Source organism: Streptomyces caatingaensis (genome assembly GCF_001187435.1).
Lineage (GTDB): Bacteria > Actinomycetota > Actinomycetes > Streptomycetales > Streptomycetaceae > Streptomyces > Streptomyces caatingaensis.
Window position 1 is genome coordinate 174,226 of record NZ_LFXA01000017.1, and the last position, 19,890, is coordinate 194,115.

Consider the following 19,890-nt stretch of genomic DNA (forward strand, 5'->3'; position numbering starts at 1 on the left):
CGACCCTATGTCAGCCCGCCTCGGCGGCCGCCCCCTCCTGCTCGGCCTCGATGCGCCGGTTCCACTCCCGCTTCGACGCCTGCCAGCCGTCCTCGTCGTGGCCCCGGCGCCAGTAGCCGGAGACCGACAGCCGCTCGCGCGGGATCCCGCGGTCCAGGCGCAGATGGCGGCGGAGCTCCTTGACGAACCCGGCCTCGCCGTGGACGAAGGCGTGCACGTCGCAGCCGGCCGGCAGGCCGAGCGCGCGCACCGCCGCCACCAGCTTCTCGCCGACCGGCGCGGTGCCCCGGTGCAGCCAGACCACCTCGATGCCGGGCGCGAGATCGAGCTTCTGCTCCTCGCCCGCGTCCGCGACCTCGACGAAGGCGTGGACGACCGCGTCCGGCGCCTCGGCCGAGAGCCGCTCCAGGGCCGCGGCGATCGCCGGCAGCGCGCTCTCGTCGCCCACGAGCAGATGCCGGTCGGCGGCCGGGTCGGGGGCGTAGGCGCCGCCCGGGCCCTGGAAGAGCAGCTCGGCGCCCGGCTCGGCGCGGGCCGCCCACGGCCCGGCCAGCCCCTCGTCGCCGTGCACGACGAAGTCGATCGCCAGCTCGCGGGCCGTCCGGTCGAAGGAGCGCACCGTGTAGGTGCGGGTGCGCGGCCACTGGTCGCGCGGCATCCCCGCGCGGACGGCGTCGATGTCGAACGGCTCCGGGTAGGCGACCCCCTCCAGCGGGAAGAGCAGCTTGACGTAGTGGTCCGTGTACGCGCCCGCCCCGAAGGCGTCCAGCCCCTCGCCACCGAGCACCACCCGCACCATGCGCGGGCTCAGCCACTCGGTGCGCACCACGTGCGCCCGGTGCAGCGGGCGCTTCTTCGGGACCGGACGGTCGGTCATGGAGTCTCCCCTGGGGCCCCGCGGGCCCACCGCATCTAGGACTTAGGTCTGCCTAACCTAACACCCTACCCAGGAAGGGCGGTCAGCAGCCGCTGCAAAGATCCACCCAACCCCCACCGCTCCGCGAGCACCTCCAGCGCCCGCGCGTCGCGCGGCACCCGCGGCAGCGCCGCGTCGAACGGCGGCAGCGGGACGTCGTCCGCCACCCGCACCACCTTCGGCGCCACCGCCAGATACGGCCCGGCCTCGGCCAGCCGCCGGCGCTGCGCCGGGGTCAGCTTCGCCGCCGGGTCGTCCACGGCGGCCAGGATCCCCGCCAGGTCGCCGAACGCGTCCAGCAGCTTCGCCGCCGTCTTCTCGCCGATGCCCGGCACGCCCGGCAGCCCGTCGCTCGGGTCGCCGCGCAGCAGCGCCAGGTCCGCGTAGCCCGGCCCGTCCACGCCGTACTTCTCCCGCAGCACCGCCCCGTCCACGAGCTGCAGCGTGCCGACGCCCTTGACCGGATAGAGCACCCGGATCCCGCGCGCGTCGTCCACGAGCTGGTAGAGGTCGCGGTCGCCGGTGACGATGTCCACCGGGCCCGCCGCCCGGGCGGCCAGCGTGCCGATCACGTCGTCCGCCTCGTACCCCGCCGCGCCCACGCGGGCGATCCCGACCGCGTCCAGCACCTGCTCGATCACCGGCACCTGCGGCGACAGCGTGTCCGGAACCTCCTCCTCGTCCGGGCCCTCCGGCACCTCCTCGGCCACCCGGTGCGCCTTGTACGACGGGATCAGGTCCACCCGCCACTGCGGGCGCCAGTCGGCGTCCATGCAGGCCACCAGGGCGTCCGGGCGGTGGTCCTGCACCAGGCGGGCGATGAAGTCGAGCAGGCCGCGCACCGCGTTCACGGGCGTGCCGTCGGGGGCGCGGACCGACTCCGGCACGCCGAAGTAGGCGCGGAAGTAGAGGGAGGCGGTGTCGAGGAGCATCAGGCGTCGTGGCGTCACGGCACCGATCATGCCCCACGCCACCGACACGTCCCGGCCACGGGTGTGAAGTGGGCCACTGTTCCGTTTGCCCCGAAGCATCCCGGGCAGGCGCGGCCCCGGAGCGAACCCGCCCGTGGTGTGCACGGTGTCCGGGGACGCGGGCCGGATGCCCGTACCGCTCCACGGCCGCCCGCCGGGGGGGAGGCGGGCGTCACCAGGTTCGACCCGTGAGGTGTATGTGTCCAGGCTGAAGGCCGAGCATCTGTACAAGGTGTTCGGCAGACGACCCGAAGCCGCGGTCAAGCGGCTCGAAGGCGGCGCGAGCCGCGACGAGCTGCGCGCCGACGGCACCACGGCCGCCGTCATCGACGCCTCGTTCGAGGTGCAGGCCGGCGAGATCTTCGTGGTGATGGGTCTCTCCGGCTCCGGCAAGTCCACGCTGCTGCGCATGCTCAACGGCCTGCTCGACCCCACCTCGGGCAGCGTCTGCTACGACGGCCGCGACCTGACCGCGCTCACCCCGCGCGAGCTGCGCGACGTGCGCTCCCGGAACATCAGCATGGTCTTCCAGCACTTCGCGCTCTTCCCCCACCGCAGCGTGCTCGAGAACGCCGCCTACGGCCTGGAGGTGCGCGGCGTGCCGCGCGTCGAGCGCGAGCGCCGCGCGGCCGAGGCCCTGGAGCTGGCCGGCCTCGCCGGCTGGGAGCGCTCCTGGCCCGACGAGCTCTCCGGCGGCATGCAGCAGCGCGTGGGCCTCGCCCGCGCGCTGGCCACCGACGCCGACCTGCTGCTGATGGACGAGTCCTTCAGCGCCCTCGACCCCCTGATCCGCCGCGACATGCAGGACCAGCTCCTGGACCTCCAGAAGCGGCTCAAGAAGACCATCGTGTTCATCACCCACGACCTCAACGAGGCCATGCGCCTGGGCGACCGCATCGCCGTCATGCGCGACGGCCGCATCGTCCAGAACGGCACCGCCGAGGACATCCTCGTCCGGCCCGCCAACGACTACGTCGCCTCCTTCATCCAGGACGTGGACCGCTCGCGGGTGCTCACCGCCGGTTCCGTCATGACCGAGGGCGCGGTGGACGCGGCCACCACCACGGTGGGCGCGGACACCCCGCTCGCCGACCTCTTCGGCCCGCTCGCGCAGGGCACCCCCGTCGCCGTCAGGGGCGACGACGGCGGCATCGCGGGGGTGGTCACCCGGGAACGGCTGCTGGCCGCGCTCGGCGAGCAGCCGGCGGAGGTGACCGCCGGTGCCTAGGATCAACCTCGGCTCCTGGGCCAAGAGCGCCGTGGACTGGCTCCAGTCCCACCTCTCCTGGCTCTTCGACGCCATCAGCACCGTCCTCACCGGGATGTACGACGGCGTCCACGCCGTCCTCTCCGCCCCCGACGCCCTCCTCATGGCGGGCATCCTCGCCGTCGTCGCCTGGTGGCTGCGCGGCCTGGCCGCCGCCGTCCTCGCCTTCGCCGGCCTCGCCCTGATCGACTCCTTCCGGCTGTGGGACCAGGCGACCTCCACGCTCTCCCTGATCCTCGTCGCCAGCGTGATCACGCTCGTCCTCGCCGTGCCGCTGGGCATCTGGGCCGCGCGCGACCGCCGGGTCAGCAAGGCGCTGCGCCCCGTCCTGGACGTCATGCAGACGATGCCCGCCTTCGTCTACCTGATCCCGGGCGTGATGTTCTTCTCGATCGGCCCCATGCCGGGCCTGATCGCCACCATCGTCTTCTCGATGCCGCCCGGCGTGCGGATGACCGAGCTGGGCATCCGGCAGGTGGACGGCGAACTCGTCGAGGCCGCGCGGGCGTTCGGCACCACGCCGCGCGACACCCTGCTGCGCGTCCAGCTCCCGCTGGCGCTGCCCACCATCATGGCGGGCGTCAACCAGGTCATCATGCTCGCCCTCTCGATGGTCGTCATCGCGAGCATGGCCGGCGCGGGCGGCCTGGGCGAGGCCGTGTACTCGGCCGTCACCCAGGTCGACATCGGCGCCGGCGTGGAGAGCGGCCTCGCCGTCGTCGTCCTCGCCATGTACCTGGACCGGATGACCGGCGCGCTGGGCACCCGCGTCTCGCCGCTGGGCCGCCGCGGCGCCGCCAAGGCGGCGTCCGCCGACCGCACCCCGGCCTTCCTGCGCTACCGGCCCGGCACCGCCGTCGCCACGGTCGGCGTCGTCGTCCTCGCGCTCGTCGCGGGCGGCATGCACCTGGTGCGCGGCGGCGACCGCGAGAGCGTCGCGGCCGGGAAGGACATCGGGCGGGGCAAGACCGTCAGGATCGGCTACTTCCCGTGGGACGAGGCCGTCGCCTCGACCTACCTGTGGCAGAACGTCCTGGAGGCGCGCGGCTACAAGCCCCAGGTCAAGCAGCTCGACCCGGGCCCGCTCTACACCGCGCTGGCGCAGGGGCAGATGGACGTCCAGTTCGACTCCTGGCTGCCCACGACCCACAAGCAGTACTGGGACCGCTACGGCGACAAGCTGAGCGACCTGGGCACCTGGTACGGCCCGACCTCGCTGGAGCTGACCGTCCCGTCGTACATGAAGGACGTCAACTCGCTGGAGGACCTCAAGGGCAGGTCCGGGGAGTTCGGCGGCAAGATCGTCGGCATCGAGGCGAGCGCCGGCATGATGGGCAAGCTCAACGGCAACGTCCTCAAGGACTACGGGCTCGACGGCGAGTACAAGGTCGTCTCGTCCTCCACGTCCACGATGCTCGCCGAGCTGGACCGGGCGCTGAAGAAGAAGGAGCCCATCGTCACGACCCTGTGGTCGCCGCACTGGGCCTACGGCACCTACGACCTCAAGAAGCTCAAGGACCCCAAGGGCGCCTGGGGCAAGGGCGAGGAGCTGCACTCCATCGGCAAGAAGGACTTCGCCAAGGAGTTCCCGCGCGTCGCGGAGTGGGTGAAGGGCTTCAAGATGTCCGAGAAGGACCTCGCCTCGCTGGAGGCCGAGATCCAGAAGGGCGGCAAGGGCCACGAGAAGGAGTCCGCGGGCCGCTGGCTGAACGCGCGGCCGGGGCTGCTGGACAAGATGGCGCCGGTGACCTCCTGAGGCACGGCTCATGACGCGGCGTACGGTGGGACGGTGAGCAGCCGTCGTACCGTACGCCGCGTCGTCTCCCTGGTGCCCTCGCTGACGGAGGCGGTGGCCGCCACCGCGCCCGGCCTGCTCGTCGGCGCCACGCGCTGGTGCGCGCACCCGCCCGGGCTGGACGTCGTCCGGGTCGGCGGCACCAAGAACCCCGACGTCGCGCGGATCGCCGCCCTCGCCCCCGACCTCGTCCTCGCCAACGAGGAGGAGAACCGCGCCCCGGACCTGGCCGCCCTGCGCGCGGCGGGGATCGAGGTCCTGGTGACCGAAGTCCGCTCCCTGGAGCAGGGGTTCGCCGAGCTGGCGCGGGTGCTGGCGGACGGGTGCGGGCTGGCGCCGCCGGGCTGGCTGGCGGACGCGCGGGAGGCCTGGCGGGACGTGCCCGCCGTACGGCCGGCCGTGCGGGCCGTGGTGCCGGTGTGGCGCAGGCCCTGGATGGTCCTCGGCCGCGACACCTTCGCGGGCGACCTGCTGGCCCGGCTGGGCGTCCTGAACGTGTACGAGGGGCACGCGGAGCGTTATCCCCGCGTGCCCCTCGGCGAGTTGACCGCCTGCGGCGCCGACCTGGTCGTCCTGCCCGACGAGCCGTACCGCTTCGGGCGCGACGACGGGCCCGAGGCGTTCCCCGCCCTGCCCGCCGCGCTGGTCGACGGGCGTCATCTCACGTGGTACGGGCCGTCGTTGACGGCGGCGCCGCGGGTGCTGGGCGAGGCGCTGCGAGCAGCCGTCCGCTGAACAGCCCGGCCAGCGTGCGCACTCCGGCGGCCGCCCAGGCGGCGGCCAGCAGCACGTACAGGGCCACCGCGAGCCAGGTGAAGGCGTGCAGTCCGGTGTGGCGGGCGAGCGCGGCGGTGCCCGTCACGCACGTGCCTATGGGGAACGTGAACGCCCACCACGTCATCGCGAAGCCCATGCCGCGGCGGGCGGCGCGGACCACCATCGCCGTGGCGAACGCCAGCCACAGCAGGGCGAATCCGGTCACCGGCACGCCGTAGAGGACCGCGAACGCGGCCATGCCCGCCGGGTACGGGGCCGGGAGCGCGTCCCCGACGGCGTCCGCCAGGTTGTTGACGGCCGTCGTCGACTGGCCGAGCGGGCCGAGGACGAGGAACAGGGTGGGGGTCAGGGCGAGCGGCAGCGGGCCGTGGTGGACCAGCCGGGAGAACACCAGCGGCAGCAGCACCATCGTCATCAGCAGGCTCAGGCCGAACATCGCGTAGCAGCCCAGGAGCAGGGCCTCCCTGGCCTGGCCGGCCGGCAGGTGACCGGCCAGCGCCGGGCCCAGCGCGGCCGACACCATCGGCGCGACGACGGGCAGCAGCCACACGGGGGAGGCCGTGCCCGGCTCGACGCGGTGCCGGGTCACCATCAGGTACGGGATGCCGGCGGCGGCGACCAGGCCGGTGACCGTGCCCGCCGTCCACAGCACGGCGTCCACGGCGACGGCCGCGCCCTCGCCGATCACGCCCGCCCCGACCGAGAGCGTCGTGCCGCCCACCGCGAGCAGGGCCATCGCCGGACAGCCGTAGAACGGGGCCACGGCCGGGTCGGCGAGGTGGCGCCGCGCCTGGTCGCGGTGGCGTGCCCAGTGCGCCGCCCGCGCGGCGAGCAGGGCCGCGAGGGCCACCGCCGACAGCGCCCACACCGCCCGCAGCGCCACGGCGGGCGGCGGCGACGGCAGCGCGGCGCCCGCGCTCGCGACGATGGCCGTGCCCATGACGGTGGCGTACCAGTTGGGGCCCAGGTGGCGCACGCCGGGGCGAGGGGTGCTCGTCGCCGGGCGCGCGCGGGGCGGGGTGAGGGTGCTCATGTGACCACTCTCGTCCGGCGGGACGCCTCTCACCAGGGACGATTCTGCTATGAGGCCATAAGCTGGACTGATGAGCGAGTCCCCTCCCGTCGCCGGCCGGGTGCCCGACCTCGGCTCGCTGGAGCTGCTGCTGGCCGTGGCCCGGCTCGGCAGCCTCGGCCGGGCCGCCCGCGAACTGGGCATCACCCAGCCCGCGGCGAGCGGCCGGCTCCGCGCCATGGAACGCCTCCTCGGCGTCGCCCTCGTCGAGCGCTCCCCGCGCGGCTCCCGGCTCACCCCCGCCGGGGTCCTCGTCACGGACTGGGCCCGGCGCGTCGTCGAGGCGGCGGAGGCCTTCGACGCGGGCGTGCAGGCGCTGCGCGGGCGCCGGGACTCGCGGCTGCGGGTGGCCGCGAGCATGACCATCGCGGAGTACCTGCTGCCCGGCTGGCTGATAGCGCTGCGCAGCGGGCGTCCCGACACGGCCGTGTCGCTCTTCGCCGGCAACACGGCGGCGGTCGCGGAGCGGGTGCTGGCCGGGGCGGCGGATCTCGGGTTCGTCGAGGGGCCGGAGGTGCCGGCCGGGCTCGACGGGGCCGTCATCGGGCGGGACCGGCTGGTGGTCGTCGCCGCGCCGGCCCACCCGTGGGCCCGCCGGCGGGAGCCCGTGGGGGCGGACGAACTGGCGGCCACGCCGCTGGTGCTGCGCGAGCGGGGGTCGGGCACCCGCGCCGTGCTCGACGCGGCGCTCCCCTCCCCGGCCCGCCCCCTCCTGGAGCTCGCCTCCACGACGGCCGTCAAGGCGGCGGTCGTCAGCGGAGCCGGCCCTTCCGTGCTCAGCGAACTGGCGGTGGGGGAGGAGCTGGCCGGGCGGCGCCTGGTCGAGATCCCGCTGCGCGGGGTTCCGCTCCGGCGCGACCTGCGCGCCGTCTGGCCCCGCGGCCACCGCCCCGCGGGCCCGGCCCGCGACCTCCTCACCCTGACCCGCCCCACCTCGACCCCACCGGGCGCCTCCGCCGACCCCGCTCAGCCTTGACGTGGCTCCTGGGGCGCCCCGGCCCGGCCTCGCGCGGGGGCGGGGCTGCTGCTTGCGACGACCTGGGGCCGGCCGTGAGCCTTGCCGGGGCTGCGCCCGGCTGGGCCTTGACGGGGACCGAGCCTCCTGCACCCCGCTGGGACAGCGCCCCTGGCCCCGACCGGGGCCCCCGCCCCGGACCCCTGCCCCGCCCCGGCGCACCCCGCGACCAATGGTCGGCCCCCCGGCCCCTCAGCCCGAGAGATCGCGCCACCGGAGCGGGCGGGCGGAATCGGACGAGGGGTGGGCGGGGGTGAGGGGGGAGGGTGTCCGGAAGGGGGTGGGCTTCGGGGCGGAAGGGGGGAGGGGCATCCGGGGCGGTGGAGGGCGGGCCGTCGTGCGCGGGAGCACATGGCCGTCGCGGAAGCGGAATTGTCGCCACCGGGAGAGTGGCCGCTTCGCGCACTTGCCAGGGGCCTGGCATGCGCGGGAATGCAAAAGGGTTTAATCCGGGACTTTCAAACCGTCGAGTGACCCGATTCCTTCTGGTTCGCCGGTAACGCGAGCGCCTAGCTTTGCTGCCGCGAGTCAACGACTCCCGAGAGAAAGGTCGAAACGTGTCGGCACCACGGAAGTTCGCACTCGTTCTCGCGACGGCCGGCCTGGCCGCGGGCGGATTCGCCGCCACCGCCGGTTCCGCGCATGCCGCACCGCAGGCGCACACGTTCAGAGCGTCGGTCCAGAACTACGCCGACGACACCAACCTCGACGAGTACTACGGCCACCAGCGGGGCGCCGTGGTGCTCACCCGCGACGCGCGGGAGGCCTACCAGGTCTTCACGTTCACGAGCGTGGGCAACCCGGCCTCGGGCAAGTACACGATCAAGGGGTCGCACTTCGGGCTCTGCCTGGCCGCCAAGGGCCCGGGCCAGCAGATCCAGCAGGAGGCCTGCGACGTCAACAAGCTGTCGCAGCAGTGGAAGGCCGGCACGGTCGAGCAGCCGACCAGGATCGAGAGCGTGAAGTTCCCGGGCCAGGTCCTCCAGGGGAACGGCCTCGACCGCTCCGTCGTGACCAACCAGTACACGGCCCGGTCCAGCCAGCTCTGGACCCTGTACACCAAGGACTGAGCCGGCCCGGCCTCCCCGTCCGGGGGCCCGGTGCGGAACGCCGCACCGGGCCCCTCCCGCGTCCCGCCGCCAGGGTCGGCCGCATGAAGGTGATCTCCCTCGGCTTCCGCACCGACCTGATGCTGCGGACCATGGCCGGCTCCGCCGTCGATGACCGCCCGGACCACCTGGTCGTCCGCACCCCGGACAACCCCGCCTTCCGCTGGGGGAACTTCGTGCTCTTCGACCGCCCGCCCGGCCCGGGGGACGGCCTCCGCCAACAGGCCGTGTTCGAGGCCGAGTTCCCCGGCGCGCCGTACGTCGCCCTCGGCGCGGACGGTACGGAGGGGGACGCGGGGGACCCCGCCGAGACGGCCCGGCTGGGCATCACCGCCGAGGTGAGCACCGTCCTCACGGCCGACCGCCTCGCGCCGCCCTCCCGTCCCCTCCCCGCCGGCGCGGAGATCCGCCCGCTGGCCGGCGACGACGACTGGGCGCAGGCGCTGGAGCTGCGCCGGGCCATGGACGAAGGCGCTCAACCACCCGCAGGGCACCGCGAGTTCACCGTGCGCCGCGTCGCGGAGGCGCGGCGGCTGTGCGAGGCGGGGCACGGCGCCTGGTTCGGGGCCTTCGTGGACGGGCGCCTGCGCGCCGGGGCCGGCGTCCTCGGGGACGGCGGCGGCACGGCCCGCTACCAGAACGTCGAGACGCACCCCGGCTTCCGCGGCCGCGGCCTGGCCTCGCACGTCGTCCACCGGGCCGGTGCGCGGGCCCTGTCCCGGCCCGGCACCCGCACCCTCGTGATCGTCGCCGACCCCGCGTACCACGCGATCCGCGTCTACCGGGCGCTCGGCTTCGCGGACGCGGAGCGCCAGGTGCACCTCACCCGCCTGCCGCGGGAGCAGCGGACCGGCCGCGCCGCCGCCCCGCCATCTCCACCAGCCCGCGCACCAGCCGCAGATCGTCCCGCATCTCGGGGTGCCACTGCACCCCCACCGCGAAACACCCCTGGCCCCAGGGGTATTCGAGCGCCTCGACGGTCCCGTCCTCGGCGTGGGCCGAGGCGATCAGGCCGGGGCCGACCTTGCCGACGCCCTGGTGGTGATGGGTCGCCACGTCGCACGGCGCCGGCATCAGGTGCGCGGTGACGGTCCCCGCGACCGGCTCGACGAGATGGTCGGCGAAGTCGCCCACCCGCGGGTTGTGACCCTTGTGGCCCACGGTCTCCGGGAGGTGCTGGTTGAGCGTCCCGCCCGCGTGGACGTTCATCAGCTGCATGCCCCGGCAGATGCCGAGCAGCGGGACGCCGCGCTCCAGGGCCGCCGCCAGCAGGGCCAGCTCCCAGCGGTCCCGCTCGGGGACGGGGGCGGCGGTACGGGGATGGGGCCGCTCGCCGTAGAGCGCCGGGTCCAGGTCCTCGCCGCCCGCCAGCACCAAGCCGTCCAGCCGCTCGGCCACCGCGCCGGCCAGGGCCGGGTTGTCGGGCGGCAGGAGGACCATCAGCCCCCCGGCGCGCTGGACATACCGCGCGTAGGCGGTCGGCAGCAGGGAGCAGTGCCGGTCCCAGACGCCTCCCCAGCGGGCCCGGGTGGAGTAGGTGGTGACCCCGATCAGCGGCTGGCCGGTCAATGTGCTCGCGTCCTCTCCTGGCGGCGGGGGCTCGGCCGGCCGCGCGGCGGCGGCCGGAGCGCGTGCGACCGTCGACGGCCGGTCAAAGGTCGCCCTCCATACCATTGCTGCCCGGCGGGCCGCGGCGCAACCCCCGCGCGCCACGCGCCCCTTGCTCACCCCGGGAAGCCCCGCGCACCACGCGGCCGGCCTGCGCGCCCCCTCCGTCGTCCAACGCGCCCCGGCCCGGCCCCCGTTCAGCCCAGGAACCCCCGCACCAGCGCCGCCGTCCCCGCGCAGTGCTCGCGCATCACCTCCCGCGCCCCGGGCGCGTTCCCGGCCAGCACCGCCGCCACCAGCGCCGCGTGCTGGCGCTGCGAGTGCTCCAGGTTGCGCACCAGCAGCGGCATGCAGTCCAGCAGACCGTTGACGGACGCCCGGACCGCCGCGTAGTGCGCGGCGAGCGAGGGCGAGCCCGACAGCTCGGCCAGCGTCAGGTGGAAGAGGGTGTCCTGGCGGCGGTAGCCCTCGGGCGGCGCGTCGCGGGTCGCGGCCAGCGCCGCACGCAGCCGCGCCGTCTGATCCGCCGTCAGGTCGCGGGAGGCGCACAGTTCGGCCGCGCCCAGCTCCAGGACCTCCCGGAAGCGCAGCGTGTCCTCGATGTCGATGCCCGACACGTCGGGCGCGGCCGGGCGCGGACACACGAACGTCCCGCCGTACCGGCCGCGCCGGCTCTCCACCAGGCCCTGCTCGTGCAGCACCTTCAGCACCTCGCGCAGCGTCACCCGGCTGATCCGCAGCCGCTCCGCCAACTCGCGCTCGGCGGGCAGGCGTTCCCCCTCCGCGACCAGGCCCAGCCGTATGACCTGGAGTATCCGCTCCAGCGCCGCCTCGAAGCCGTGGCCCGCGTGGACCGGCCGCAGCACCGGTGACAGCCGGTCGGCGGCCGCGCCGCCGTGCGAAGGCCCGTCCGTCCGCCCGCTCATCGGCCCCCTTCCCAACCAATGGTCTACCGGCATACCTTAAATCTCCGGTCGCACCACCAGGACCCGTACCGCCAGGACCGTCAGGGAAGCGCCGACAGGGAGGCCCCCGTGGCAGACCGCACGCCCCCGCTCACCGTCGGCGAACTGCGCCGCCTCGTCGACGCCGGGGAGATCGACACCGTCGTCCTCGCCTTCACCGACATGCAGGGACGGCTCCAGGGCAAGCGGTTCGCCGCCCCGTTCTTCCTCGACCACGTCCTCGAACACGGCGCGGAGGGCTGCAACTACCTGCTCGCCGTGGACGTCGACCTGCGCACCGTCGACGGCTACGCCATGGCCTCCTGGGAGCGCGGCTACGGCGACTTCGCCCTGCGCGGCGACCCGGCGACCCTGCGCCGCACCCCCTGGAACCCCGGCACCGCCCTGCTCACCGCCGACCTCGCCTGGCACGACGGCTCGCCCGTGGCCGCCTCGCCCCGGCAGATCCTGCGCCGCCAGCTCGACCGGCTCGGCGAGTACGGATGGACCGCCCTGGCCGGCACCGAGCTGGAGTTCATGCTCTTCAGGGACACCTACGAGCAGGCCTGGTCGGCCGGCTACCGCGGCCTCACCCCGGCCAACCAGTACAACGTCGACTACTCCGTCCTCGGCACCGGCCGCGTCGAGCCCCTCCTGCGCCGCATCCGCAACGAGATGGCCGCCGCGGGCCTCGTCGTCGAGTCCGCCAAGGGCGAGGCCAACCTCGGGCAGCACGAGATCGCCTTCCGCTACGACGAGGCGCTCGTCACCTGCGACCAGCACTCCGTCTACAAGACCGGGGCCAAGGAGATCGCCGCCCAGGAGGGTGTGGCCCTCACCTTCATGGCCAAGTTCGACGAACGCGAGGGCAACTCCTGCCACATCCACCTCTCGCTGCGCGACGAGGCGGGGCGGCCGGTCCTCGCCGACGACTCCGGGCCGTACGGGATGTCGTCCGTCATGCGGCACTTCCTCGCCGGACAGCTGGCCGTCCTGCGGGAGTTCACCCTCCTCTACGCCCCGAACATCAACTCCTACAAGCGCTTCCGCGCCGCGTCGTTCGCCCCCACCGCCGTCGCGTGGGGGCCGGACAACCGCACCTGCGCGCTGCGCGTCGTCGGCCGCGGCGCCGCCCACCGCTTCGAGAACCGGCTGCCCGGCGGGGACGTCAACCCCTACCTCGCCGTCGCCGGCATGATCGCCGCCGGGCTGCACGGCGTGGAGAACGAACTGGCGCTCCCCGACCCCGTCACCGGCAACGCCTACACCGGCGACGCGCCGCACGTGCCCGGGACGCTGCGCGAGGCCGCCGGACTGTGGGAGAACAGCGCCGTGGCGCGGGCCGCGTTCGGGGACGAAGTCGTCGAGCACTACCGGCACATGGCGCGCGTCGAGCAGGAGGCGTACGACACGGCCGTGACGGACTGGGAGCGGTTCCGCTCCTTCGAGCGCATGTGAGGACGTGAGTGGTGGATCAGGAGACCCTGGAGGTTCTGAACCCCGCGACCGAGGAGGTCGTCGCCACCGTGCCCGCCGCGACGCCGGACGACGCCGACGCCGCCGTCCGGCGGGCCGCGGCCGCGCAGCGCGGGTGGGCCGCGCTCGCGCCCGGCGACCGGGCGCGGCTGCTGCGCCGGTTCGCGGCCGTCGTGGACGAACACATCGAGGAGCTCGCGGCCCTGGAGGTGCGCGAGGCCGGACATCCCGTCGGCAGTGCCCGCTGGGAGGCGGGCAACGTCCGCGATCTGCTGGACTACGCGGCCGGCGGCGCGGAGCGGCTGCTCGGGCAGCAGATCCCCGTCGCCGGCGGCCTGGACGTCACCTTCCACGAGCCCATCGGCGTCGTCGCCGTCGTCGTCCCCTGGAACTTCCCCATGCCGATCGCCGCGTGGGGCTTCGCGCCGGCGCTCGCGGCGGGCAACGCGGTCGTCGTCAAACCGGCGGAGACGACTCCGCTGACCGCGCTGCGGCTGGCCGGACTGGCCCTGGAGGCCGGGCTCCCGGACGGGGTGCTCCAGGTCCTGCCCGGCACGGGGGCCGTGGCCGGGGACGCGCTCGTCGTCCATCCCGGGGTGGGGAAGGTCGTCTTCACCGGCTCCACGACGGTGGGCCGGCGCGTCATGGCGAAGTGCGCGGAGCGCGTGAAGCGGGTGACCCTCGAACTCGGCGGCAAGAGCGCGAACATCGTCTTCGCGGACGCGGACGTCGAGCGGGCCGCGGCCGCCGCGCCCGCCTCCTTCCTCGACAACGCCGGCCAGGACTGCTGCGCGCGCGGCCGCATCCTCGTGGAGCGGCCGGTGTACGACCGCTTCCTGTCGCTCCTGGAACCGGCCGTGCTCGGGGTCGTGGTCGGCGACCCCGCCGACCCCTCGACCGGGATGGGGCCGCTGATCTCCGCGGCGCAGCGGGAGCGGGTGCGGTCGTACGTCCCCGAGACCGCGCCCGCCGTCATCCGCGGCGCGGCGCCCTCCGGGAAGGGGTTCTGGTACCCCGCCACGGTCGTGGAGTGCTCCCCGGGCTCCCGGGCGGCCCGCGAGGAGATCTTCGGCCCCGTGGCCGTCGTCATCCCCTTCGCGGACGAGGCGGAGGCCGTCCGCCTGGCCAACGCGACCGACTACGGCCTCTCCGGCTCCCTCTGGACGCGGGACGTCTCCCGCGCCCTGCGCGTCTCCCGCGCCCTCCAGGCCGGCAACCTGTCCGTCAACTCCCACAGCAGCGTCCGCTACGCGACCCCGTTCGGCGGCTTCAAACAGTCGGGGCTGGGGCGGGAGTTGGGGCCCGGGGCGCTGGCCTCCTTCACGGAGCTGAAGAACGTCTTCGTGGCGGTGGAGGACGCCTGATCCCCCCGGTCCGGCAACCCCTCCCCGGTCCGGCAGTCCCGGCAGAAAGGGAACGACTTGAGCACCGAGACCCCCACCCCCTACAGCCGCCGCCTCCCCGGCCGCACCGCCGTCGTGACCGGCGCCGCCGGCGGCATCGGGCTCGCCACCGTCCGCCGCCTCGCCGCCGAAGGCGCGCACGTGGTCTGCGCGGACATCGACGAGAAGGCGGGCCGGGCGGCGGCCGACGAGGTCGGCGGGCTGTTCGTCCGGACGGACGTGACCGACCAGGAGCAGGTGGAAGCCCTCTTCAGGGCGGCGGACGACACCTACGGGTCGGTGGACGTCGCGTTCAACAACGCGGGCATCTCACCCCCCGAGGACGACTCCATCCTCACCACCGGCCTCGACGCCTGGCGCCGCGTCCAGGACGTCAACCTCACCTCCGTCTACCTCTGTTGCAAGGCCGCCCTGCCGTACATGCGCCGACAGGGCAAGGGCTCGATCATCAACACCGCCTCGTTCGTCGCCGTCCTCGGCTCGGCCACGTCCCAGATCAGCTACACCGCCTCCAAGGGCGGCGTGCTCGCGCTCTCCCGGGAGCTGGGGGTGCAGTTCGCCCGGGACGGGATCCGGGTGAACGCCCTGTGCCCGGGGCCGGTGAACACGCCCCTGCTGAAGGAGCTGTTCGCCAAGGACCCGGAGCGGGCGGCCCGCCGGCTGGTGCACGTGCCGGGCGGCCGGTTCGCCGACCCGGAGGAGATCGCCGCCGCCGTCGCGTTCCTCGCCAGCGACGACGCGTCGTTCGTGAACGCGGCCGACTTCCTCGTGGACGGCGGCATCTCGGGGGCCTATGTAACCCCCCGGTAAGTGCCCGGAGGTAGGGTCCGTGATCAGATGTCGGGGCCGGTGCGTGCACGAAGCGTCGGCCCCGCGATCAGAACCCGTCCCTACGAAGAGCACAAAGAGAACGCATGCGTAAGAAGTACGCCACCGCCGTCGGCTTCGTGATCACCGCAGCCCTCGCCGCCTCCGTCCCCGCCGCGTCCGCGGCCCCCGCCGCCGGGACGGCCCGCGCGGCCCGCGCGCACTGCCCCCAGCTCGACAAGAACATCAGTTGGTTCGGCACCAACCGCGCCAAGCTCCAGCGGATGATCGACGAGCGCGGCACCTGCTCCGGCCGGACCGGCGGGCCCCGCCCGGTCGCCGCCTTCGACTGGGACAACACCGTCGTCAAGAACGACATCACCGACGCCACCCTCGCCTGGGCCCTCAAGCACGACAAGATCCTCCGGCCCAGGAGCTGGAAGGACACCAGCAAGTGGCTGACCCCGGCCGCGGACCGCGCGCTGACCGAGGCGTGCGGCACGTCCGTCCCGGTGGGCAAGCCGCTGCGCACCTCGAAGAACGTCCGCTGCGCCGACGAGATCTTCGAGATCCGCGAGAAGTCGAGGACGATGGCCGGTGACGCCGCCTTCGCGGGCGACTGGAACCACCGCCGCACGGTCCCGGCGTACGCCTGGATCCCCCAGCTGTTCTCCGGCCACACCCCGGCCGCCCTCGGCTCGTTCGCGAGCAAGGCCCGCGCCGAGCAGCTCGCCGCCCCGGTCGGCAGCAAGCAGACCGTCGGCACCCACACCATCGCCGGCTACGTCCGCTACTACGACCAGCAGAAGGACCTCATCCGCACGCTCAAGGCGGCCGGCTTCGACGTCTACATCGTCTCCGCCTCCTCCGAGCCCATCGCCGAGGCCTGGTCCGGCGGCGTCGGCCTCGACAAGGCCCACACCATCGGCATCCGCAGCATCGTCAGGAAGGGCAAGCTCACCCCCGGCATCAAGGGCTGCGGCGACGTCAAGGACGGCATGGGCGAGGCCCTGCCGTACATGGACGGCAAGCGCTGCATGATCAACGAGCACATCTTCAAGATCAAGGGCGCCAAGGCCTGGAAGAAGCAGGACTTCGCCCACCGCATCGCCCTCGGCGCGGGCGACGCCGACACCGACGTCACCTTCGTCGACGACGCCACCGGCGCCCACCTGGCGATCAACCGCAACAAGGCCGAGCTGATGTGCCGCGCCTACGACAACGAGGACGGCCGCTGGGTCGCCAACCCCATGTTCATCGACCCGATGCCCCGCAAGTCGGGCACCTACGCCTGCTCCTCGACGGCCTACACCCGCCCCGACGGCACCTCCGCACCGCTGCGCCGCCACGACGGTTCCGTCATCCCGGACCAGGTGGACGCGGCCGCCTGAGGCCGTTCCCGCCCGGCCGCCTGTGCCTCCTGAGGGCGCAGGCGGCCCAATTCCCCCACGGCTTCTGCAAGTTGATTCGGCAATATCAACTGGTGATCCCATGCTCTGATGACATGATGGCAGCATGGTGCTTCAGGTAGGGGTGAGAGCGCTTCAGAGGAGGCGTGATCAGTTACGGGGCAGTGCGGAGGCGATCAACCCGGCCGAGGACATGGCTACGGTCTGTCTATTACTCTTCTATGCAGCCGAATGTGGCCTCAAGGAGAGGCTCCTTGCGCGGCGCGGGCTCAGGGACTCCTCAGGGATCGAACCCACACACGATTTGAGGCGGCTCGCCAAGGAGCTTCGCCTACCACGCTTCGTCGGCGAGCACCTCGACCGGCTCCAGAGCTGCCGTCTGCACCCGCACGTACGCGGCAGCGTTCCCATGGCTGATTTGCACCAGGCGTGGCGATATGGTGCCAAGCTGGATGCAGCGGACGAGAAGCACGCCCACGAGGCACTCCGTACTCTGATCACCTGGTGCGAGCAGGACTGAGGAGCCACGAGTTGTGACCGAGCTGATGGAGCCGGAGGGGCTGACGCCCCCTAAGCATCTGTTTACTTGGGTGGATGTGGATGAGCACTTGGCTCATCTGGCGGCTGCCGGTCAGTGGCCCAGGTGGCTCCTGGCGGCGGACGGCTGGTGGGACGGATTGGAGTTGGTCGTCCGCCCCGGCGTGGACACTGCGCAGGTAAAGGATTGGCTCGACCGGGCCTTCGGCGTAGGTTCGACGGAATGGCGCGATGATGGACTCATGCTGGGACTCGACGATCCCCGGACAGCGGAGTTCACGGGGATGCCGGTGGTGCTCAGCCTGGAGTCGTCAGGCGACAGCGGCCAGCCGCGACGTCTCCCCCTGCTCAGGGAAAAGCACATCACCCCGCAACTGGCGGACCCCCTGGAGAGGCCTTCTTCCGAGCGCTTCGCCGATGACGTGCAGCTGGTCGCCTTCCACTCTTTCAAAGGCGGTGTCGGGCGTACGGTCCACGCCGTCGCCATGGCCGACGCCGTCGCGCGGCGGGGTGGCAATGTCCTTTTGGTGGATGCCGATTTGGAGGCGCCAGGCATCACATGGATGCACCGGGCCCAGGGTGGTCAAGTCGAGTTCTGCTACGAAGACTTCCTTGCTCTCTTGCAAGGGGCGGAGGACTGCGGCTGGACAGCGGCCGTCAACATCGCGGCAGCATATCTCCCGAACCAGCAGGTAGGCCGTTACGCCGGCAACGGACGTATTACAGTCGTCCCTACGAGCCGCAGGTCTGTGCTCGGTCCTCCGGCGATCGAGCCCGCTGACCTTCTTACCCCCCATCGCTCGCCCTATTTCCTCACAGAGGCATTGGCCGCGCTCGCTGCACGCGTCGGCGCTGACACTGTTGTCGTCGACCTCCGCGCCGGTGCTTCCGAATTGTCCGCTCCGGTATTGCTCGACCCCCGCGTACAGCGGGTATTCGTCACTACGCTGAGCCATCAGTCACTTGCTGGCACAAAACGCCTAGTCGAGCAATTGGGGCGCCGAGCGCCGGCCTTCCAGGGTAGGGACCCGGCCAGTGCTGTGATCATTACGCAGTACCGACCGGATGTCCATGCCGCTCAGGCGGACAAGGCGCGAGAAGAACTCGGGGGTGCTCTCCTCGCGGCGTTGACTGCCTCTGGCGAACCCAGCCAGGCAGTCACCGATGAGGTGGCTTCGAGTGTCCTTTCTCAGCCGGTTCTGAGTCCGTTTCGTGAGGAGCTGCTGGCGCTGCCCTCGTCATGGGACGCCGTTCTACGCATACTGGACACATGCAAGGTGGGCGATGTTCTGGAGCCCCTTGTTCCGACCCCGGTATCGCTTGTGTCCGTTCCGTCCGGCACGGTGGCCCCGGAGCAGGTCGACTACGAAGTTCTTCGCAAGAGGCTTACCGATACCGCAACACGGTTCATCCACGCGGAGCGGGAAGGGCTGTCATCCGCCAGTGGCTTCCTCGTCACTGATCCGTTCCGCAGACTTTTGGGGGACCATCGTACGGAGGCTCCACTTGCCTTGGTAGTTGGTGCCAAAGGTGCGGGAAAGACCTTCATGTACGCCAAGGCCTGCGCGGCCCGCACATGGGCGCGGTTCGCTGATCAATCCCAGGTCGAAGGGGTCAGCTTGGACGCCCCGGTGATTCCTGTGCTCGAATCCGTCAACCTGGAATATCGCGATCACGACCTGACCCCACAAGACCTGAGGGATTCCTTTGTTCTGAGCCGCGGTGGTGCAGAGGCGAAGGCAGGGACCACCGATGGCATCCGTGACAGATTGAAGGGCGGGTTGTCGTCCCTGGACAGTCAGGATGAGCTCGGCTGGCGACGTCTATGGCTGGAGTGCCTGGCCGATGCAGCCGGTGTGTTCCCGGAGGACGGTTCAAGCGCGGAGAAGGCGCTGACCGAACTCGGTAGGCATGCCCGGGCGGTATTTGTCATCGACGGACTCGAGGATCTCCTCCAATCGCTGGACAGTGAAGTCAAGCGCACCGCGTTGCGCGTGCTCCTGATCGATGTGGTCGGCTGGCTGCGGTCCTTGCGGGGGCGTCCCCTCGGACTGGTCGTCTTCGTCCGCCAGGACTTGGTCACCCGGGCCGTGCGTCAGAACAGCGGTCAACTGTTGGGGCGGTACGATCCCTACGCACTGCGGTGGGACAAGGAAGAAGCGTTGCGACTGGCTCTGTGGGTCGCCTCGCACGCCAAGGCTCTTCCGGTGCCGATGCCCAAATCGGAGATCTCCGAGCTCTCTGAGGAAAAGGTTGTGGAGGCGCTCATCCAGCTCTGGGGCTGGAAAATGGGCACAGAAAAGTCCAAGGAGGCGCGATCTCATCTTTGGGTGCCAGCGGCTCTGGGTGATTTCCGGAACCAGGTCCAGGCCCGGGATGTGGTCAAGTTTCTCGCTGAGGCGGCACGCCTGTCCCTTCGGCAAACGACTTGGGAAGACCGCGTGCTGGTGCCCAGTGCGATGCGTAACGCACTACTGGAGTGCAGCAAGAACAAGATTGCCTCGATCCAGATGGAGAACCAGGAAGTCGGTGAACTGCTCGCCAGGTTGCAGGACAAGCAGGCGGTGAGTGTGCCCTTCGAGCTGGCGACGGTGGGACTGACTACGGAAGAGGCCGATTTTCTCGTGGACTCCGGGGTCTTTGCCCGGGGCAAGGACGGCCGCTACTGGGTGGCCGAGATCTACCGGCACGGTTTGGGCTTCAGCAGTGAACGCCGGGCGAGGGTGCTCTGGCGCCGCTGATTCAAGTACAGGTGGGTGCGGCGGCCTGCTGTGCTCCCATGGG

Annotated in this window: 16 protein-coding genes and 1 pseudogene; 12 read left to right on the forward strand and 5 right to left on the reverse strand. The window is 72.4% G+C overall.

Annotated features, from left to right (window positions below; genetic code table 11):
* Nucleotides 1-10: 10 nt before the first annotated feature.
* On the reverse strand, nt 11-877 hold the full coding sequence (locus AC230_RS23150) for a siderophore-interacting protein (protein ID WP_049718275.1): 867 nt from the start codon (nt 875-877) through the stop codon (nt 11-13).
* 65 nt (nt 878-942) lie between these two features.
* Nucleotides 943-1,848: a 5'-3' exonuclease gene (locus tag AC230_RS23155; protein ID WP_198535618.1), complete on the reverse strand. Its 906-nt coding sequence runs from the start codon at nt 1,846-1,848 to the stop codon at nt 943-945.
* Between the two features lie 238 nt (nt 1,849-2,086).
* On the opposite strand from AC230_RS23155, the gene AC230_RS23160 reads away from it, so the two are divergent.
* From AC230_RS23160 to AC230_RS23170, 3 genes are read left to right on the forward strand one after another with little or no spacing between them, the layout of a single operon-like run.
* The gene (locus AC230_RS23160; protein ID WP_049718276.1) at nt 2,087-3,115 is read left to right on the forward strand and encodes a quaternary amine ABC transporter ATP-binding protein; all 1,029 of its coding nucleotides are present in this window, start codon (nt 2,087-2,089) and stop codon (nt 3,113-3,115) included.
* On the forward strand, nt 3,108-4,910 hold the full coding sequence (locus AC230_RS23165; protein WP_049718277.1) for an ABC transporter permease/substrate binding protein: 1,803 nt from the start codon (nt 3,108-3,110) through the stop codon (nt 4,908-4,910). The genes AC230_RS23160 and AC230_RS23165 overlap by 8 nt, the downstream gene beginning before the upstream one ends.
* Nucleotides 4,911-4,943: 33 nt before the next feature.
* The gene (locus tag AC230_RS23170; protein WP_049718278.1) at nt 4,944-5,684 is read left to right on the forward strand and encodes a helical backbone metal receptor; all 741 of its coding nucleotides are present in this window, start codon (nt 4,944-4,946) and stop codon (nt 5,682-5,684) included.
* Here the strand turns inward: AC230_RS23170 and AC230_RS23175 are convergent.
* Nucleotides 5,611-6,759: a TDT family transporter gene (locus AC230_RS23175; protein WP_049718279.1), complete on the reverse strand. Its 1,149-nt coding sequence runs from the start codon at nt 6,757-6,759 to the stop codon at nt 5,611-5,613. The two genes, AC230_RS23170 and AC230_RS23175, sit on opposite strands and share 74 nt — an antisense overlap.
* 70 nt (nt 6,760-6,829) lie before the next feature.
* On the opposite strand from AC230_RS23175, the gene AC230_RS23180 reads away from it, so the two are divergent.
* The 3 genes and pseudogenes from AC230_RS23180 to AC230_RS34030 form a co-directional block, all read left to right on the forward strand.
* Nucleotides 6,830-7,774, forward strand: a complete 945-nt coding sequence (locus tag AC230_RS23180) for a LysR family transcriptional regulator (protein ID WP_049718280.1) — start codon at nt 6,830-6,832, stop codon at nt 7,772-7,774.
* A gap of 596 nt (nt 7,775-8,370) precedes the next feature.
* On the forward strand, nt 8,371-8,883 hold the full coding sequence (locus tag AC230_RS23185) for an RICIN domain-containing protein (RefSeq protein WP_049718281.1): 513 nt from the start codon (nt 8,371-8,373) through the stop codon (nt 8,881-8,883).
* Nucleotides 8,884-9,383: 500 nt separating this feature from the next.
* Nucleotides 9,384-9,722: pseudogene (locus AC230_RS34030) on the forward strand (GNAT family N-acetyltransferase); the annotation flags it as partial.
* 22 nt (nt 9,723-9,744) lie between these two features.
* Here the strand turns inward: AC230_RS34030 and AC230_RS23190 are convergent.
* Together AC230_RS23190 and AC230_RS23195 are read right to left on the reverse strand one after the other, a co-directional pair.
* Complete coding sequence (locus AC230_RS23190; protein WP_049718282.1) at nt 9,745-10,491, reverse strand: gamma-glutamyl-gamma-aminobutyrate hydrolase family protein; 747 nt, start codon at nt 10,489-10,491, stop codon at nt 9,745-9,747.
* Nucleotides 10,492-10,727: 236 nt separating this feature from the next.
* Nucleotides 10,728-11,456: a FadR/GntR family transcriptional regulator gene (locus AC230_RS23195; protein WP_049718283.1), complete on the reverse strand. Its 729-nt coding sequence runs from the start codon at nt 11,454-11,456 to the stop codon at nt 10,728-10,730.
* A gap of 108 nt (nt 11,457-11,564) precedes the next feature.
* Between AC230_RS23195 and AC230_RS23200 the strand changes: the two genes are divergently transcribed.
* From AC230_RS23200 to AC230_RS23225, 6 genes are all read left to right on the forward strand, one after another.
* A complete protein-coding gene (locus AC230_RS23200) occupies nt 11,565-12,932 on the forward strand; it encodes a glutamine synthetase family protein (RefSeq protein WP_049718284.1) in 1,368 nt (455 codons plus the stop codon).
* An 11-nt stretch (nt 12,933-12,943) separates the two neighbouring features.
* Nucleotides 12,944-14,314, forward strand: coding sequence for an aldehyde dehydrogenase family protein (locus tag AC230_RS23205; protein ID WP_049718285.1), 1,371 nt, complete (start codon nt 12,944-12,946; stop codon nt 14,312-14,314).
* A gap of 57 nt (nt 14,315-14,371) precedes the next feature.
* Complete coding sequence (locus AC230_RS23210) at nt 14,372-15,163, forward strand: 3-oxoacyl-ACP reductase (RefSeq protein ID WP_049718286.1); 792 nt, start codon at nt 14,372-14,374, stop codon at nt 15,161-15,163.
* Between the two features lie 104 nt (nt 15,164-15,267).
* On the forward strand, nt 15,268-16,551 hold the full coding sequence (locus tag AC230_RS23215; RefSeq protein ID WP_049718287.1) for an HAD family hydrolase: 1,284 nt from the start codon (nt 15,268-15,270) through the stop codon (nt 16,549-16,551).
* A gap of 124 nt (nt 16,552-16,675) precedes the next feature.
* Nucleotides 16,676-17,089 carry a hypothetical protein gene (locus AC230_RS23220; protein ID WP_049718288.1) on the forward strand — a complete coding sequence of 138 codons (414 nt, stop codon included), beginning with the start codon at nt 16,676-16,678 and terminating at the stop codon, nt 17,087-17,089.
* A gap of 13 nt (nt 17,090-17,102) precedes the next feature.
* Nucleotides 17,103-19,847, forward strand: a complete 2,745-nt coding sequence (locus AC230_RS23225) for a KGGVGR-motif variant AAA ATPase (protein WP_241833350.1) — start codon at nt 17,103-17,105, stop codon at nt 19,845-19,847.
* Nucleotides 19,848-19,890 lie beyond the last annotated feature (43 nt).

What these genes read in the sequence shown, in the direction of transcription:
- AC230_RS23175 (WP_049718279.1), bottom strand. Translation starts at nt 6,759, where the DNA reads ATGAGCACCCTCACCCCGCCCCGCGCGCGCCCGGCGACGAGCACCCCT.
- AC230_RS23150 (WP_049718275.1), bottom strand. Translation starts at nt 877, where the DNA reads ATGACCGACCGTCCGGTCCCGAAGAAGCGCCCGCTGCACCGGGCGCAC.
- AC230_RS23180 (WP_049718280.1), top strand. Translation starts at nt 6,830, where the DNA reads ATGAGCGAGTCCCCTCCCGTCGCCGGCCGGGTGCCCGACCTCGGCTCG.
- AC230_RS23215 (WP_049718287.1), top strand. Translation starts at nt 15,268, where the DNA reads ATGCGTAAGAAGTACGCCACCGCCGTCGGCTTCGTGATCACCGCAGCC.
- AC230_RS23155 (WP_198535618.1), bottom strand. Translation starts at nt 1,848, where the DNA reads ATGCTCCTCGACACCGCCTCCCTCTACTTCCGCGCCTACTTCGGCGTG.
- AC230_RS23195 (WP_049718283.1), bottom strand. Translation starts at nt 11,456, where the DNA reads ATGAGCGGGCGGACGGACGGGCCTTCGCACGGCGGCGCGGCCGCCGAC.
- AC230_RS23220 (WP_049718288.1), top strand. Translation starts at nt 16,676, where the DNA reads ATGGTGCTTCAGGTAGGGGTGAGAGCGCTTCAGAGGAGGCGTGATCAG.